This window comes from Streptomyces sp. NPDC047081, from assembly GCF_040643775.1.
Classification (GTDB): Bacteria; Actinomycetota; Actinomycetes; order Streptomycetales; family Streptomycetaceae; genus Streptomyces.
In genome coordinates, this window is sequence record NZ_JBEYUY010000003.1 from 125,528 (window position 1) to 142,271 (window position 16,744).

Here is a 16,744-nt window from a genome sequence, read left to right on the forward strand (position 1 = left end):
CACCAGGCGAGAGAAGGCTCACCGTGAGGCTGCACACATACCGCGCGCGGACACGCGAACGGGCGGGCGACGCGCCAACGCGCGCCTCCCGCCCGCCCTTTGGGCCGGGCCTCGTACGACCGCCCGGACCGGGTCCCGTAAGACCGTCTACGAAACCACCGCGGGATCCGTCGAATTGGCCACCCGCTCGCTCTTGCCCTCCTCGTCGCCGACGGCGATTCCGCGCCGCTTGGAGACGTAGACCGCCCCGACGATGACGATCAGCGCGACGACCGCGATCGCGATCCGCACGCCGAGGTTCTTGTCGTCGCCGTAGGAGAACTTGATCACCGCGGGCGCGATGAGCAGCGAGACCAGGTTCATGACCTTCAGCAGCGGGTTGATCGCGGGACCGGCGGTGTCCTTGAAGGGGTCGCCGACCGTGTCGCCGATCACGGTCGCGGCGTGGGCCTCGCTGCCCTTGCCGCCGTGGTGGCCGTCCTCGACGAGCTTCTTGGCGTTGTCCCACGCGCCACCGGAGTTGGCGAGGAACACCGCCATCAGCGTGCCCGTGCCGATCGCGCCGGCCAGGTACGAGCCGAGGGCGCCGACACCGAGTGTGAACCCGATGGCGATGGGCGCCATGACGGCCAGCAGACCCGGCGTCGTGAGCTCCCTGAGGGCGTCCTTGGTGCAGATGTCGACGACCTTGCCGTACTCCGGCTTCTCGCTGAAGTCCATGATCCCGGGCTTCTCGCGGAACTGCCGGCGCACCTCGTAGACCACCGCACCCGCCGACCGCGACACCGCGTTGATCGCCAGCCCCGAGAAGAGGAAGACGACCGCCGCGCCCGCGATGAGACCGACGAGGTTGTTGGGCTGCGAGATGTCCATCGAGAGGCTCAGCGGCGCGCCCGCGCCGGTGAGTTTCTCGCCGACGTCGTGCACGTTCGTCGTGATCGCGTCACGGTACGACCCGAAGAGCGCCGACGCCGCCAGGACGGCGGTGGCGATGGCGATGCCCTTGGTGATGGCCTTGGTCGTGTTGCCGACCGCGTCCAGGTTGGTGAGCACCTGGGCGCCTGCACCCTCGACGTCGCCGGACATCTCGGCGATGCCCTGCGCGTTGTCGGAGACCGGGCCGAAGGTGTCCATGGCGACGATCACGCCGACCGTGGTGAGCAGGCCGGTGCCGGCCAGGGCCACCGCGAACAGCGCCAGCATGATCGACGTACCGCCGAGCAGGAAGGCGCCGTAGACGCTGAGGCCGATCAGCAGGGCGGTGTAGACGGCCGATTCCAGACCCACCGAGATACCGGCGAGGACGACGGTGGCCGGGCCGGTCAGCGAGGTCTTGCCGATGTCCATGACAGGGCGGCGGTTGGTCTCGGTGAAGTAGCCGGTCAGCTGCTGGATCACCGCGGCCAGCAGGATGCCGATGCCCACCGCGACCACCGCGAGGATCCGCGGGTCGCCGTCCTTGGCCTTGATGGCGGCATCGGTGACGCCGTCGAGGTCCGCGTACGTGGACGGGAGATAGATGAAGACGGCCGCCGCCACCAGCGCGAGCGAGATCACCGCGGAGATGAAGAAGCCGCGGTTGATGGCCGACATCCCGCTGCGGTCCGCACGGCGCGGGGCCACGGCGAAGATGCCGATCATGGCGGTGATCACGCCGATCGCGGGCACGATCAGCGGGAAGGCGAGTCCGGAGTCGCCGAAGGCCGCCTTGCCGAGGATCAGCGCGGCGACCAGGGTCACGGCGTACGACTCGAAGAGGTCGGCCGCCATGCCCGCGCAGTCGCCGACGTTGTCGCCCACGTTGTCGGCGATGGTCGCGGCATTGCGCGGGTCGTCCTCCGGAATGCCCTGCTCGACCTTGCCGACCAGGTCGGCGCCGACGTCGGCGGCCTTGGTGAAGATGCCGCCGCCGACACGCATGAACATGGCGATGAGGGCGGCGCCGAGGCCGAAGCCTTCGAGCACCTTCGGCGCGTCGGCCGCGTACACCAGCACCACGCAGGAGGCGCCCAGCAGACCGAGCCCCACCGTGAACATGCCGACGACGCCGCCCGTACGGAAAGCGATCTTCATTGCTTTGTGCGAGACGGCGGTGAGATCCTTTTCCGGCTCACCCTCCGCCGGGGTCGCTTCCCGTGCCGCCGCCGCGACACGCACATTGCTGCGCACTGCCAGCCACATGCCGATATAACCGGTGGCCGCCGAGAACGCCGCGCCGATCAGGAAGAAGATCGATCGGCCTGCCCGCTGATTCCAGTCGTCCGCGGGCAGCAGCATGAGCAGGAAGAACACGACCACGGCGAATACGCCGAGCGTGCGCAGCTGCCGGGCCAGATAGGCGTTGGCGCCTTCCTGTACGGCTCCCGCGATCTCCTTCATGCTGTCGGTGCCCTCGCCCGCCGCGAGTACCTGGCGCACCAGGACGCCCGCGACCACGAGGGCAGCCAGGGCGACGAGCCCGATGACCATCACGATGATCCGGTTGTCGTCGGTCAGGACTGCGGCTGCGAAGGTTGTGGGGTGGTCAAACTGATGAGGGGTAGAAAGCCCCGCCATTCGTCCTCCTTGACGCCTGTGCTGAGCTCAAGATGTGGACGGATTCTAGGTACCGCATGCTGATCAAAACAGTCCACGGTAAACGGAATTGGCCTTCACATGCTCTTCAGCAAATGATCGACGTCACGCCACAGAACCCGAAAGTGGTAATGCTCCAAAGCCATTGACGCCGACATTGACTTGATCGAATTATCGGGTGATTGATCGTGAAGGAATTCACGAAATCCATCGCACCTGACCAATGTAGGTGCGCGGCCTTGTGCGCCGACATGCCGAAGGGCCCTACGAGGTAGGGCCCTTCGGGTACGGAAGCTCAGCGGTGGCTCAGGCAAGCACCGCACTGGGCGGGGCGGTGGGCCAGGTCATCCGGATCTGCCCGCCGTTCTCCCCGGCGGTGACCTCGACGTCGTCGACGAGGCCGCTGATGACCGCGAGGCCCATCTCGTCCTCCTCGGCCTCCAGGTCGTCGCCCGCCGCACCCGGCGCCCGGTCTCCCGGGGCGATGCGCGGCGCCTCGTCGCCGACCTCGATGGAGAACTGCTTCTCCTCCTCGATCAGCTGCACCTTCACCGGCGCGGTGATGCCGGCGCTCTGGTGCAGTCCCACGGCCCGTGTGCAGGCCTCGCCGACGGCGAGTCTGACTTCGTCGAGGACGGCCTCGTCCACTCCGGCCCTGCGCGCCACCGCCGCCGCCACCAGCCGTGCGGTCCTGACGTGCTCGGGCAGCGCGCTGAAGCGGAGTTCAACGGTGGCCATGCATCCCCCTCGGAACTACGGGCGTGCTGTCGGGGGACCGGGCCGCCGAAAGCCCGGACCCCCTGTTGGTACTACTTCCGTCCTTCTTCCGGCCCGGAGCGGTCCTTTCCCGCTCCCTGTGGGCCGGTCGATCAGTCGGTCGCCGCCACCGCTTCCTCGACCGAGGTGTGGATCGGGAACACCTTGGTGAGGCCGGTGATGCGGAAGATCTTCAGAATGCGCTCCTGGTTGCAGACCAGGCGCAGCGAGCCCTCATGGGCACGCACCCGCTTCAGGCCGCCGACCAGCACGCCGAGCCCGGTGGAGTCGAGGAAGTCGACGCCCTCCATGTCGACGACGAGGTGGAAACTCCCGTCGTTCACCAGCTCGACCAGCTGCTCACGCAACTTGGGCGCGGTATATACGTCGATTTCGCCACCGACCTCGACGACCGTACGATCGCCGACGGTACGGGTCGACAGGGACAGGTCCACGGATCCTCCAGCACCTTGCTACTCGAGCGGTCGCCCCTCGGGACACCTCGGCAGAGCCCCCGGAACGGTTCGCCAGCCGCGATGGCATTCAATCACTTACGGCAGGCGTGCACGACGCCTTGGTCCCATTGTCCGTCACGCCAGTGACACACTCGGTGCCGATGGCCAAGAATCACCGATCCGATCGATCCCCGACGGACCCCGTCTCCCGGCTCGCGCCGGCCACGGTCCTGGGCCGGCTCGCCTCCGGGCCGAGCCGGGCTTCGCGCATCACTCATACGGAGCACTTGCCCCCGCGCGAGGGCCGCCATGCCGTCTGGCCTGACCGGATTCGTTCGGAGGTCATCGCGGCCGTCCAGGAGTGCGGCATCGAGCATCCCTGGGCCCATCAGGCCCTCGCCGCCGAGCACGCGCTGGACGGCGACTCGGTGGTGGTCGCCACCGGCACGGCGTCCGGCAAGTCCCTGGCGTATCTCGTACCCGTCCTCTCCACGCTCCTGGACGGCTCCGAGGCCCCGAACGGCCGCGGCGCCACGGCTCTCTACCTGGCCCCCACCAAGGCTCTGGCGGCCGACCAGCGCAGATCCGTGAAGGAACTTTCACAACCGCTGGGAAATGCCGTACGCCCCGCGGTGTACGACGGCGACACCCCGTTCGAGGAACGCGAGTGGGTCCGCCAGTACGCCAACTACGTGCTGACCAACCCCGACATGCTGCACCGGGGAATACTCCCGTCCCACTCCCGCTGGGCCTCCTTCCTGAAGGCGCTGAAGTACGTCGTCATCGACGAGTGCCACACCTACCGGGGCGTCTTCGGCTCCCATGTCGCCCAGGTACTGCGCCGCCTGCGCCGCCTCTGCGCCCGCTACGGCGCCTCCCCGGTCTTCCTGCTGGCCTCCGCGACCGCCGCCGACCCGGCCGTCGCCGCCCGCCGCCTCACCGGCCTCCCGGTGCTCGAGGTCGCCGACGACGCCTCCCCACGCGGTGAACTGGTGTTCGCCCTCTGGGAGCCCCCGCTCACCGAGCTGCAGGGCGAGAAGGGCGCGCCGGTCCGCCGTACGGCCACGGCGGAGACCGCGGACCTCCTCACCGACCTGACCGTGCAGGGCGTGCGCTCGGTGGCCTTCGTCCGCTCCCGGCGCGGCGCCGAGCTGATCTCGGTCATCGCCCAGGAACGCCTCGCCGAGGTCGACCGCTCCCTGGCCCGGCGCGTGGCGGCGTACCGCGGCGGCTACCTCCCGGAGGAGCGCCGCGCCCTCGAACAGGCCCTCCACTCGGGCGAGTTGCTGGGCCTGGCCGCCACCACCGCCCTCGAACTCGGCATCGATGTCTCCGGCCTGGACGCGGTGGTGATCGCCGGCTACCCGGGCACGCGCGCCTCCCTGTGGCAGCAGGCGGGCCGGGCGGGCCGCGCCGGGCAGGGCGCCCTCGCGGTCCTCGTCGCCCGCGACGACCCCCTGGACACCTTCCTCGTCCATCACCCCGAGGCCCTCTTCGACCAGCCGGTGGAGTCGACGGTCCTCGACCCCGACAACCCGTACGTCCTCGCCCCGCACCTGTGCGCCGCTGCGGCCGAACTGCCGCTGACGGACGAGGACATGGAGCTGTTCGGCCCCGCCACGGAGGAGCTGCTGGGCCAGCTGGAGGCCGCGAAGCTGCTGCGCCGCCGTACGAAGGCCTGGCACTGGACGCGCCGGGAACGGGCCGCCGACCTCACCGACATCCGCGGCGAGGGCGGGCGACCGGTCCAGATCGTCGAGTCGGGCACGGGCCGCCTGCTCGGCACGGTCGACGCGGGCGCCGCGCACACGACGGTGCACGAGGGCGCGGTCCACCTCCACCAGGGCCGCACGTATCTCGTCCGATCCCTGGACCTGGAGGACTCGGTGGCCCTGGTCGAGGAGGCGAGCCCCTCGTATTCGACCGTCGCCCGCGACACCACGTCCATCTCCGTCCTGGAGACGGACGTCGAAGTCCCCTGGGGCGAGGGCCGGTTGTGCTACGGCTCCGTCGAGGTCACCAACCAGGTGGTCTCCTTCCTGCGCCGCCGGCTCATCACCGGCGAGGTACTGGGCGAGACGAAGCTCGACCTCCCCGCCCGCACGCTGCGCACCCGCGCGGTGTGGTGGACGGTCACCGAGGACCAGCTCGACGAGGCCCGCATCAACCCCGAGATCCTCGGCGGCGCCCTGCACGCCGCCGAGCACGCCTCGATCGGCCTCCTCCCCCTCTTCGCGACCTGCGACCGCTGGGACATCGGCGGCGTCTCGATCCCGCTCCACCCCGACACCCTCCTCCCGACGGTCTTCGTCTACGACGGCCACCCGGGCGGCGCGGGCTTCGCGGAACGCGCCTTCCACACGGCCCGCACCTGGCTGACGGCCACCCGCGAGGCCATCGCCTCCTGCGAGTGCGAGTCCGGCTGCCCGTCCTGCATCCAGTCCCCCAAGTGCGGCAACGGCAACGACCCGCTGCACAAGAGGGGGGCGGTGCGGTTGCTCACGGTGCTTTTGCGGGGGGCGGCGGAGGAGAAGGGTGGGGAGGCGTCGGGGCAAGGGGGGCTTGGGGAGGGTGCCGAGGAACCGTCGGTCCAAGGGGAGCCCGCAGAGGGTGCCAGGGGACCGTCGGCCTCGGGAGGACCCAAGGAGGGCGGCACAGAGCCGTCGGCCCAGGGGGAGCCCGGAGAAGGCGTCAGGGAGCCGTCGGTGCCGGTGGGGCCGTCCGTAGGGGGTCCGGAGGGGGCGCGGGCGGAGAGGTCGACGCCGGATCCGGCCCCGCAGGCCCCGCCCGTGCCCTGACCTCCGCCGTGAACGGGCCCCGGCCCGATGCCGCCGTCACGTCCGAGATCTCGCCCACGACCACGCACCGCACCAGCCGCACGCCCTGCGCCCGAGCCACCCGGTCGGCCCGGGCGCACGCCGCCGTACCCCCGTCCGCCCAGTGGTCCGCCGCGGCCAGCGCCGCGAGATCCGCACCGCCGGCGGCCCGATGCCGGACCACCACGGCCTGCCCCAGCGCGAGCACGATCCCGAAGACCACGCAGAGCACGGCGATGGCACCGAGGCTCCAGACGGTGGCGGAGCCTCGGTCGGAACGCCATGGGGAGGCGGCACGGTCGGAACGCCATGCGGAGGCAACCCCGCCCGATCGCCATGCGGAGGCGATACGACGGCCCCTGTGAGACGCGGCCGCCCAGCGGCGCCCCGCAGCCGTGCCCCTCACGGCACCCTCACCCCCACCGTCTCCTCCGCCGCCGCCACGGCCTCCTCCCGTACCTCGAAGGGCAACGCGCGCAGGGCCGGCGGCCTCGCCGTGACCGTCACCCGGACCTGGTCGCCCTCTCTGCTCACCGTGACCTCCGCCCCGCGCGGTGCCGCCCGCCTGGTCGCCTCGACGACCGCGTCGGCCGGATCCTGGCGGGCGGCCGCCCGCGCCCCCGTCCTCGCCGCATCCACGCACTGGATCTGCGCGGCCACCACCAGCAGCCCCCACACCAGCGCCGTCGCGAACATCACCAGCACGGGCAGCACCACGGCCGACTCCGCCGTCACGAACCCCCGGTCCGCGCCCCGCTCACATCGGCGCATCGAGGGCCCGCTTCACGATGTCCTGCAGCTCCTCGCTGACGGCCCCGCTCGTCACCACCTTGTAAAGGACCACCGCGAACGCCACCGCCGCCACGATCCCCATCGCGTACTCGGAGGTGACCATCCCCCCGTCACTCCGCGCCGCCCGCACCCTGCACACCAGGGCACACAGCCGCGCCCGTACCGCCTTGTACATCTCAACCCCCGTGAGGTTCCGTTCCGTTAGCTTTCGTCGTCCAGTCGTCGCCCGCTGCCCGCTCAGCCCTCCGCCGTCATCCGGCACCCCCTCCCAGCACGCCGCCCGCGAGCCCGATCACCACGGGCAGTACGCCGACCGCGATGAAGGCGGGTAGAAAGCACAGCCCCACCGGGACGGTGACCATGACGGCCGCCCGCCGCGCCCGCGCCGTCGCCGCGCGCCCCCAGTCGGCACGGGCCTCGCCGGCCAGCCGGGCCACCGGTCCCGCGGCCGGGAGTCCCGAGACGTCGGCCCGCTCCAGCAGCCCGGCCAGGGCCCCGGCTCCTGGCAGCGCGGCCAACCTCCGCCAGGCCTCGCCCGGTTCACCGCCCAGCCGCACCTCGGCAGCACCCCGCGCCAACGCGTCCCCGACAGGACCGCCGAGCGCCTCGCCCACGGCCTGCGCGGCGACCACCGGACCGGCCCCCGCGGCGATGCAGGCGGCCAACAGATCGGCGGCGAGCGGAAGTTGCCGAGCGGCCTCGCCGGAATCGACCGCACCGGCGGCCACCGCGCCCGCCTGCTTACGCCGCCACCGCCACAATCCGACCGCGCAGGCCACGCCCACGAGCACACCGCCGAACCCACCGACCAACACCCACCCGGCACACACCACACCCACCAGGGGCGCCCACCGCCGCGCAGCCGCAAGCCTCTCCGCCCGCCGACCGGCTCCCGTCACCTCGGCAAGCGCCACCAACTCGGCCAACCGCCGCCGAACCCTCCGCTCCCGCCGCACCCCTTCCACCCACCGAAGCAGCCACGCGAGACCGAGCAACATCCCCACGGCCACCCCCAGCCTGTGGACAACTTCCGCACTCACCACGACTCCTTTCCTCAACCCGTCCGACCCGCACTGCACCGACACCCACCTCGGCCCGCCCCGCCCTCACACCCCCTCCGCCCCCCGCACAATCCGCATCGCCCACCACACCCCCACCCCCTCCAGCAACCCCCCAACCACCAAGCACCCCATCCCCGCCCCCGTATGCAGCAGGACACGCAACGGATCGGCCCCCAATGCCGCCCCGAGCAGCAGCCCCACCGCCGGCAATCCCGCAAGCATCAGTGCCGTCGACCGGGCGCCCGCCAACTGCGCGCGCAGATCCGCGCGTTGGTCCCGTTCCGCCCGCAGCGCCGCTGCCAGGCGGTCGAGGCCGGTCGCGAGGCCCGCCCCCTGGTCCACCGCCACCCGCCAGCACGCCGCCAGTCCCAGCAGCCCTTGGGCGCCCGGCTGTCGTGCCGCCCCGGCGAGCGCGCCCGGGACGTCGCCGCCGAAGCGGGCCGCCGCCAGTACCGCCGCCTGCGCGTCCCCGAGTCCGTCGGGGTCCCGTGCGGCCCGCAGCAGCGCCTCCTCCGGCTGCCGGCCCGCCCGTACCTCCCCGGCGACCGCCCCGCACAGCCCGATCACCCCGTCCGCGCGCCGCTCCCGGGCCCGCCGGGCCTCCCCGGCCAGCCGCAGCCGTCGCAGCACCGGTACTCCGGCCGCCCCCGCGACGACCGGCACCACCGATGCGCCCAGCACCGCGAGCACCAGACCGACGGCCAGCACCCACCATTCGGGCCTCAACCGGCCCCGAATCCGCCGTAGTTTCCGGACCGTCTCCCGCCAGGAAGGCGGCCCGTCCCCGACCGCCCCTCCGCCCGCGAGCATCAACTCCGCCCGCCGGGCCCCGGAATGCCATCCGCCGAGCAGCAGAGCCGCCGCCCCGACGCACAGCACGGCCGCCCCCATCGCCGTCTCACCCATGTCGTCCCCCTTGTCCACCGTGTCGCCCCGCTTCGACGTACTCGCCCCGAAGCAGCCCCCGCAGCCGCTCCCACCCCCGCTCGTGCGCGAAGGCCTCCGCGCCCCACCGCAGCGCCGGCACCGTCCGCACCAGCCCGGCCGCATCCCGTTCCAGCACATGCACCTCGGCGATCCGCCGGCGCCCGGAGCGGTCCCGTACGAGATGCAGGACCACCGACAGCGCCGCCGCCAACTGGCTGTGCAGCGCGGCCCGGTCGAGGCCGGCCGCCGTACCGAGCGCCTCCAGCCGGGCCGGCACGTCGGCCGCGGCGTTGGCGTGGACCGTTCCGCAGCCCCCTTCGTGGCCGGTGTTCAACGCGGCCAGCAGATGCACCACTTCGGGCCCGCGCACCTCACCCACGACCAGCCGGTCCGGCCGCATCCGCAGCGCCTGCCGCACCAGGTCCTGCAGCGTGACCAGGCCCGCGCCCTCCTGGTTGGCCGGTCTGGACTCCAGCCGTACGACGTGTGGATGATCCGGCCGCAGCTCCGCCGAGTCCTCGGCCAGGACGATCCGCTCGCCCGGGCCCACCAGCCCGAGCAGCGCGCTCAGCAGCGTCGTCTTGCCGCTGCCGGTGCCGCCGCTGATCAGGAAGGACAGGCGGGCGTCGAGCAGCGCCCGCAGGACGCGGTCCCCGCCCGGCGGCACCGTTCCCGCCGCCACGAGTTCGGCGAGCGTGAACGCCCGCGGTCGTACCACCCGAAGGGACAGGCAGGTGCAGCCCACGGCCACCGGTGGCAGCACCGCGTGCAGCCGGGTCCCGTCGGGCAGCCGGGCGTCGGCCCAGGGGCGGGCGTCGTCCAGGCGACGTCCGGCCACCGCGGCCAGGCGCTGCGCGAGGCGTCGTACCGCTGCCGCGTCCGGGAAGGAGACGCCGGTCAGCTCCAGGCCGCCACCCCGGTCCACCCACACCCGGTCGGGTGCCGACACCAGTACGTCGGTCACCGACGGGTCGGCGAGGAGCGGCTCCAGCGGGCCGCTGCCGACCAGCTCGGAGCGCAACTGCCGCGCCGCTCCGAGCACTTCGGCGTCGCCGAGCACCCGGCCCTGTTCGCGCAACGCCTGTGCGACGCGCGCGGGGGTGGGCTCCGCCCCGCTCTCGACGAGCCACTGCCGTACGCCATCGAGAAGTCCGTCGGGCGCGCTCATGCCGCACCCGCTTCCAGCAGCGCCCGCTCCCAGAACTCCCTGCAGAAGCGCGCCAGCGGCCCCCGACCGGCCCCGGGCGGCACCTTGCCCTCCCCCGGTCGCGCCAGCCCCGCCTCGACCGGCAGCTCGCCGGCCAGCGGCAGTCCGAGCAGCCGGGCCACCTCGCGGTCGTCGAGCCCGGGAGCGTACGGCCCGCGCACCGCCACCCTGAGGTCCCGCACCACCATCCCCACGGCGGACGCCACCCGCCCGGCCGCGGCGACGGCGCGCAGCTCGCCGGGGACCACGAGGACCCCGAGGTCGAGCTGGGCGAGCGCCTCGGCGACCCCGTCGTCGATACGGCGCGGGAGGTCGACGACGACCGTGCCACCGCGCCGTCTGGCCGCCGCGAGCACCGCCCGTACCGCCTGCGCGGGTACGGCGATGCGGTCGCCGCGGTCCCAGCTGAGCACCCGCAGCGAGTGCAGCTCGGGCAGGGACTCCTCCAGCGCGCCGCCGCCGACCCGGCCCCGGGAGGCCGCGAAGGCGGGCCAGCGCAGGCCCTCGGCGGTCTCGCCGCCGAGAAGTACGTCGAGTCCGCCGCCCAGCGGATCGGCGTCCACGAGCAGGGTGCGCAGCCCCTCACGCGCGGAGGTGACGGCGAGGGCGCACGCGAGCGTGGACGCTCCGGCCCCGCCGCGTCCTCCGATGACGCCGACGGTGAGGGCGGGCCGGCCGACGCCCTCGGCCACGTCGGCGATCCGGTCGACCAGCCACTGCTCGCCGTCCGGCAGCATCAGGACGTGGTCGGCGCCGATCTCGACGGCCCGGCGCCACACCCCCGAGTCGTCCTGGTCGCGGCCGACCAGCACCACTCCCCGTCTGCGCGCGGCCCCGCGCACCCGCCGGGCCGCGTCGTCGCCGACCAGGACGAGCGGTGCGGCCTCCCAGCCGCCCGCGCGCTCCGGCACCGAGTGGTGGACCTCCGGTGTCGCCCCGGCCGCGGCGCACAGCCGCAGCAGGTCGTCGAGGAGCTCCACGTCCTCCGTGACGATCAGCGGTCCGGCCTGCCGCCCCGAGGCGGCCGGCGGTGGTTCCTGTGTGACTGCTCCGGCCACGGTGTCCATCCCCCTTCGCTGCAACTCGCCGGGCCCCTGCGGCCCCGCGATTCCCAAACATGTGAAGAACCGGCAACCGGCCTCCATATGAACGGCCGATAGGAACCGGCCAAACCCGCCCGACTAACCGGATCCGGTCATGAACTCGGTGCGGCCGGGACGCGTTGGAATCACGGTGCAGCGCTCCCGGAAATCGTGTGGATCTTGGTCGATAACTGTGGACAACTCGGCGGTTGTGAATATCGCCGTCACCCATACCGGTGAGCCCTGTACCGACCTCTGTGCGACTTCCGCAGAGCAGCGCCAGCACTACGCACAGTGACGGATCATGCACATGCGGAAGGGGCGGCCGCAGCCGCCCCGGGACGGTCGTACGACCACGCAGGGAAAGAGGGGAGGAGTGAAAACCCACCCGGACATGCGACGACCCCCACCGGGGGGGAGAGTGGGGGTCGTCTCCACGGCCGACTCGGGGGGGGAGGAGCCGGACCGGGTTAGCACGGTCGCGAACGATCCGTGACTTCCATGGTGTACCCGAGAGCCCTCTCAGGCAAACCCACGCGCCCCACCTTACGCCGAATGGGCTGCGCCTATGCTCGGGGCGTGGAAAACCACTCCTTGCCCCGCACAGCGGCCTTCTTCGACCTGGACAAGACGGTCATTGCGAAGTCGAGCACGCTCACGTTCAGCAAGTCGTTCTACCAAGGCGGGCTGATCAACCGCAGGGCCGCCTTGCGGTCGGCGTACACCCAGTTCGTGTTCCTCGTCGGCGGTATGGACCACGACCAGATGGAGCGCACGCGCGAGTACCTCTCGCAGCTCGTCCGCGGCTGGAACGTCCAGCAGGTCAAGGAGATCGTCGCCGAGACGCTGCACGACCTGATCGACCCGATCATCTACGACGAGGCCGCCTCCCTCATCGAGGAGCACCACACCGCCGGCCGCGACGTCGTCATCGTGTCGACCTCGGGCGCCGAGGTGGTCGAGCCGATCGGTGAACTGCTGGGCGCGGACCGGGTGGTGGCGACCCGCATGGTGGTCGGCGAGGACGGCTGCTTCACCGGAGAGGTGGAGTACTACGCGTACGGCCCCACCAAGGCCGAGGCGATCAGGGAACTGGCCGCCTCCGAGGGATACGACCTGGACCGCTGTTACGCCTACAGCGATTCGGCGACCGATCTGCCGATGCTCCAGTCCGTCGGGCATCCCCATGCGGTGAATCCGGACCGTGCGCTGCGTCGCGAGGCACTCGCGCGCGGGTGGCCGATTCTCGATTTCCACCGACCGGTACGGCTCAAGCAGCGCATCCCGGGATTCTCCGTACCGCCCCGCCCGGCCCTTGTCGCGGCGGCCGCCATAGGGGCCGCGGCGGCCACCGCGGGCCTGGTCTGGTACGCCAGCCGCCGCCGGGCCGCGACCGTCTGACATACCCGTGTCCGTTTGAAACCAATTTGAGACTAAAAGTAAAGAAGTACAGCCGGGGGTTCCGCTTGCTTCGGACCTGGAGTACAAAGGGTTTAACGGCCCGCGAGACCAAGGACATCCGAAAGGATCACCTTAATAACGCATTTGGCCCCACGGACCGGCGCATGAACACCGGGCACCCACGCGACGTCGACCCGTCGATTACGGGCCAGCCGCACCAGGTTACGGGCGAAGTTCCCGACCTGATGGGCAACATATCGAGGACGCTTGGTAACCCGGTGGGCATGCCAGCGGCGGTACGGATCCTCGTACCGCCGCATCCCTATGCGGCCCCGCGCTGCAGCGCCTCGCACACGGCCGTCGACTCGCGCACGCCCAGCTCGACGGCCCGGCCGCAGTGGGCGATCCAGGCGGCCATCCCCTCCGGAGTGCCGGAGACGTACCCGTCGAGCGCCGCCAGATAGGCCGCGCGCCCCAGTTCGGCGTGGCCGACCTCCGCCGGGCAGACCGACTTCGGGTCCAGGCCGCTGCCGACCAGGACGATGCGCTCGGCGGTGCGCGCGACCAGGCCGTTGTGGGACGAGAAGGGGCGCAGAGCGAGCAGTTCGCCGTGGACCACGGCGGCCGTCACCAGGGCCGGCGCGGAGCTGCCCTCGACGACCAGCTCGGCGAGGCCCTCAAGGCGGCCGTGCACCTCGTCCGCGCCCGGCAGCGGCAGCTCGATCAGCGGCTCCGCGACCGGCTCGCCGGCCAGCCGCGGACGCCCCACCTCGTCTCCGTTGGTCGCCGCGGCCACCAGGTGCAGCCGGGCCAGGACCCGCAGCGGCGACTGCCGCCAGATGGACAGCAGTTGGCCCGCCTCGGCGGTCAGCCGCAACGCGGCGCCCACCACGCGCGCGTCCTCGTCACCACTGAAGTCGGTACGCCGCCGCACCTCCTCCAGGGCCCAGTCGGAGCCGGACAGCGCCGCGGACCCGCGGGCGCCGCGCAGGGCCGCCTCGGAGGTGATCTCGTTGCTGCGGCGCCGCATGACCCGGTGCCCGTAGACCCGGTCCACGGCCTTGCGCACGGACTCCACGGACTCGGCCACCCCGGGCAGCGAACCCAGTGCCGCGAGCGGATCGGCGGTCGCACCTGTCGTACTCATGAGTACGACATTACGCACTACGCGCGCGTGCCCCACGAATGAGTGGTCTTCTTCACGCACGCCTGCCACGTACAGCTATCACCCCACTACCCTTCGTGAACATGAAAATTGCTTTCGTCGGGAAGGGCGGCAGCGGCAAGACGACCCTGTCCTCCCTGTTCATCCGCCATCTCGCGGCCATCGGGGCACCGGTCCTCGCCGTCGACGCGGACATCAACCAGCACCTGGGCCCCGCCCTCGGCCTCGACGAGACGGAGGCCGCCGCCCTGCCCGCGATGGGCGACCGGCTGCCGCTGATCAAGGACTACCTGCGCGGCTCCAACCCGCGCATCCCGTCCGCCGCGACGATGATCAAGACCACCCCGCCCGGCGAGGGCTCACGGCTGCTGCGGGTACGCGAGACCAATCCGGTGTACGACGCCTGCGCGCGACCGGTGGAACTCGACGGCGGGGCCGTCCGTTTGATGGTCACCGGCCCCTTCACCGACGCCGACCTGGGGGTCGCCTGCTACCACTCCAAGACGGGAGCGGTGGAGCTGTGCCTGAACCACCTGGTGGACGGGCCCGGTGAGTACGTCGTGGTGGACATGACGGCGGGCTCCGACTCCTTCGCCTCCGGCATGTTCACCCGCTTCGACATCACGTTCCTCGTCGCCGAGCCGACCCGGAAGGGGGTCTCCGTCTATCGCCAGTACAAGGAGTACGCCCGTGACTTCGGCGTCGTGCTCAAGGTCGTCGGCAACAAGGTGCAGGGCCAGGACGACCTTGACTTCCTGCGCGCCGAGGTCGGGGACGACCTGCTGGTGACCGTCGGGCACTCGGACTGGGTGCGCGCCATGGAGAAGGGCCGCCCGCCCCGGTTCGAGCTCCTGGAGGACACCAACCACCGTGCCCTGCACACGCTCCGGGTCGCCGTGGACGCCACGTATGAGCTGCGTGACTGGGAGCGCTACACCCAGCAGATGGTGCACTTCCACCTGAAGAACGCGCAGAGTTGGGGCAATGAGCGCACCGGGGCCGACCTGGCGGCGCAGGTCGACCCCGGGTTCGTGCTGGGCGAGGGCGTTGTCGCCCCCGCGTGACGAGGACTACTGCTTGGCGGCCGGCGCTCCGGGCACGCCCTTCGGGGCCGGGGCGGGGCGGCCCGTCAGGAAGGACGCCCAGCCCTGCTTCGGCGCCTCACCGACGTTCAGGGTGCGCAGCTTGGCCAGGACCTGCGGGTCCTGGGCGTCCAGCCAGTCGGCCAGCTGATGGAAGGACACACAGCGCACGTCGGGCTTGTTGCAGACGTTCTCGACGACCTCGTCGACGGCCCGCATGTAGGTGCCGCCGTTCCAGGACTCGAAGTGGTTGCCGATGACCAGGGGCGCGCGGTTGCCGTCGTAGGCCCGGCGGAAGCCCGCGAGCAGGCCGTCACGCATCTGGTCGCCCCAGTACTCGTACTTGTCGGGGTCGCCCTGGGTCTGGGTGCCGGACTGGTTGACCATGAAGTTGTAGTCCATGGTGAGCTGCTCGTAGGAGTGCCCGGGGAAGGGCACGAGCTGCATGGACAGGTCCCAGAGGCCTTCCTTCTTCTTCGGCCACAGCTGGTCGTTGACCCCGCTGGTGTCATAGCGGAAGCCGAGCCGGCTCGCGGCCTTCATGAAGTTCTTCTGGCCCTCCAGACAGGGTGTGCGGGCGCCGATGAGCTCCTTGTCGTAGTCGAAGGGGAGCGGGGCTGCCTTCTTCATGCCGGCGTTGGTCTTCCAGGACTTCACGAACTGCTTGGCCTGGGAGATCTCGTCCTTCCAGTCGTCGACCGACCACTCGCCGACGCCGCCGCCCTTGCCGCAGAAGTGGCCGTTGAAGTGGGTGCCGATCTCGTTGCCCTCCAGCCAGGCCAGGCGCAGCTGCTTCACGGTGTCGGCGATGCCCTGCTCGTCGTTGAAGCCGATGTCGGAGCGGCCCGGCGAGTGCTGCGGCGGCTTGTAGAGGTCGCGCTTTTCCTCCGGCAGCATGTACACGCCGCTGAGGAAGTACGTCATCGTGGCGTGGTTGGCCTTGGAGACCTTGCGGAAGTGGGAGAACAGCTTCTGGCTGTCCTCGCCCGCGCCGTCCCAGGAGAACACGACGAACTGCGGGGGCTTCTGGCCGGGCTTGAGCCGCTCCGGCCTGGGCAGATGCGGCTGGGCTCCGGTGTAGGAGGTGGAGCCGTCGCCGATCAGGCGGACCACGCTCTTCGGTGCATGAGCCGGCTTGGCCTTCTGGGGGCCGGCCGCCCCCGTCTTGGCTCCGTCGGTACCGATCCCGCAGCCGGCCAGTGAGACGGCACAGGCCGCGACTACCACGGCACCGGCGGCGATCCTCTGGGTGGCGGCCATTTCCGCCCACCTTCTTCCTTCTCTAGGACTCTGGGGCCACAGCGCCGCCAAGTTCGCACGGGACCGAGAAGGAATTAGTACGACAAGCCGATGAAATATCTGCTTCACCCTGGAGAGTGATTTATTAACCCATTTGCCCGGAAAGTCTATGCCTGGCCTTTACTCT

The 16,744-nt window shown here is 71.4% G+C and carries 15 protein-coding genes; 3 read left to right on the forward strand and 12 right to left on the reverse strand.

The annotated features are described in order from the left end of the window. Positions 1-147: 147 nt before the first annotated feature. From ABZ848_RS06290 to bldG, 3 genes are all read right to left on the reverse strand, one after another. A complete protein-coding gene (locus ABZ848_RS06290) occupies positions 148-2,556 on the reverse strand; it encodes a sodium-translocating pyrophosphatase (protein WP_360826150.1) in 2,409 nt (802 codons plus the stop codon). Between the two features lie 324 nt (positions 2,557-2,880). Beyond that, positions 2,881-3,312, reverse strand: coding sequence for an ATP-binding protein (locus ABZ848_RS06295; protein WP_360826153.1), 432 nt, complete (start codon positions 3,310-3,312; stop codon positions 2,881-2,883). 131 nt (positions 3,313-3,443) lie between these two features. Then, a complete protein-coding gene (gene bldG / locus ABZ848_RS06300) occupies positions 3,444-3,785 on the reverse strand; it encodes an anti-sigma factor antagonist BldG (protein ID WP_003975386.1) in 342 nt (113 codons plus the stop codon). A gap of 161 nt (positions 3,786-3,946) precedes the next feature. Between bldG and ABZ848_RS06305 the strand changes: the two genes are divergently transcribed. Continuing rightward, a complete protein-coding gene (locus ABZ848_RS06305) occupies positions 3,947-6,583 on the forward strand; it encodes a DEAD/DEAH box helicase (protein WP_360826156.1) in 2,637 nt (878 codons plus the stop codon). On the opposite strand, the gene ABZ848_RS06310 is transcribed toward ABZ848_RS06305, so the two are convergent. The 7 genes from ABZ848_RS06310 to ssd all read right to left on the reverse strand — a co-directional run bounded on the left by ABZ848_RS06310 (position 6,477) and on the right by ssd (position 11,646). Next, entirely contained in the window at positions 6,477-6,839 is a 363-nt protein-coding gene (locus tag ABZ848_RS06310; protein ID WP_360827146.1) for an Rv3654c family TadE-like protein, read from the reverse strand. The two genes, ABZ848_RS06305 and ABZ848_RS06310, sit on opposite strands and share 107 nt — an antisense overlap. Before the next feature lie 164 nt (positions 6,840-7,003). After that, positions 7,004-7,372 carry a TadE family type IV pilus minor pilin gene (locus ABZ848_RS06315; protein WP_360826159.1) on the reverse strand — a complete coding sequence of 123 codons (369 nt, stop codon included), beginning with the start codon at positions 7,370-7,372 and terminating at the stop codon, positions 7,004-7,006. Next, positions 7,359-7,568: a DUF4244 domain-containing protein gene (locus tag ABZ848_RS06320; RefSeq protein WP_360826162.1), complete on the reverse strand. Its 210-nt coding sequence runs from the start codon at positions 7,566-7,568 to the stop codon at positions 7,359-7,361. The genes ABZ848_RS06315 and ABZ848_RS06320 overlap by 14 nt, the downstream gene beginning before the upstream one ends. Before the next feature lie 76 nt (positions 7,569-7,644). Next, complete coding sequence (locus tag ABZ848_RS06325; RefSeq protein WP_360826165.1) at positions 7,645-8,433, reverse strand: type II secretion system F family protein; 789 nt, start codon at positions 8,431-8,433, stop codon at positions 7,645-7,647. Between the two features lie 66 nt (positions 8,434-8,499). Next, the gene (locus tag ABZ848_RS06330; protein ID WP_360826168.1) at positions 8,500-9,360 is read right to left on the reverse strand and encodes a type II secretion system F family protein; all 861 of its coding nucleotides are present in this window, start codon (positions 9,358-9,360) and stop codon (positions 8,500-8,502) included. Further along, positions 9,353-10,549, reverse strand: coding sequence for a TadA family conjugal transfer-associated ATPase (locus ABZ848_RS06335; protein WP_360826170.1), 1,197 nt, complete (start codon positions 10,547-10,549; stop codon positions 9,353-9,355). Before ABZ848_RS06335 ends, ABZ848_RS06330 begins: the two co-directional genes overlap by 8 nt. Next, positions 10,546-11,646: a septum site-determining protein Ssd gene (ssd, locus tag ABZ848_RS06340; protein ID WP_360826173.1), complete on the reverse strand. Its 1,101-nt coding sequence runs from the start codon at positions 11,644-11,646 to the stop codon at positions 10,546-10,548. The genes ABZ848_RS06335 and ssd overlap by 4 nt, the downstream gene beginning before the upstream one ends. A 579-nt stretch (positions 11,647-12,225) precedes the next feature. On the opposite strand from ssd, the gene ABZ848_RS06345 reads away from it, so the two are divergent. Further along, positions 12,226-13,071, forward strand: coding sequence for an HAD family hydrolase (locus ABZ848_RS06345; RefSeq protein ID WP_360826176.1), 846 nt, complete (start codon positions 12,226-12,228; stop codon positions 13,069-13,071). Between the two features lie 322 nt (positions 13,072-13,393). Here ABZ848_RS06345 and ABZ848_RS06350 read toward each other — a convergent pair whose 3' ends face one another. After that, on the reverse strand, positions 13,394-14,218 hold the full coding sequence (locus tag ABZ848_RS06350; protein WP_360826178.1) for an oxidoreductase: 825 nt from the start codon (positions 14,216-14,218) through the stop codon (positions 13,394-13,396). Between the two features lie 101 nt (positions 14,219-14,319). On the opposite strand from ABZ848_RS06350, the gene ABZ848_RS06355 reads away from it, so the two are divergent. Further along, the gene (locus ABZ848_RS06355) at positions 14,320-15,300 is read left to right on the forward strand and encodes an ATP-binding protein (RefSeq protein ID WP_360826181.1); all 981 of its coding nucleotides are present in this window, start codon (positions 14,320-14,322) and stop codon (positions 15,298-15,300) included. Positions 15,301-15,306: 6 nt separating this feature from the next. On the opposite strand, the gene ABZ848_RS06360 is transcribed toward ABZ848_RS06355, so the two are convergent. Further along, complete coding sequence (locus tag ABZ848_RS06360; protein WP_360826184.1) at positions 15,307-16,578, reverse strand: hypothetical protein; 1,272 nt, start codon at positions 16,576-16,578, stop codon at positions 15,307-15,309. Positions 16,579-16,744 lie beyond the last annotated feature (166 nt).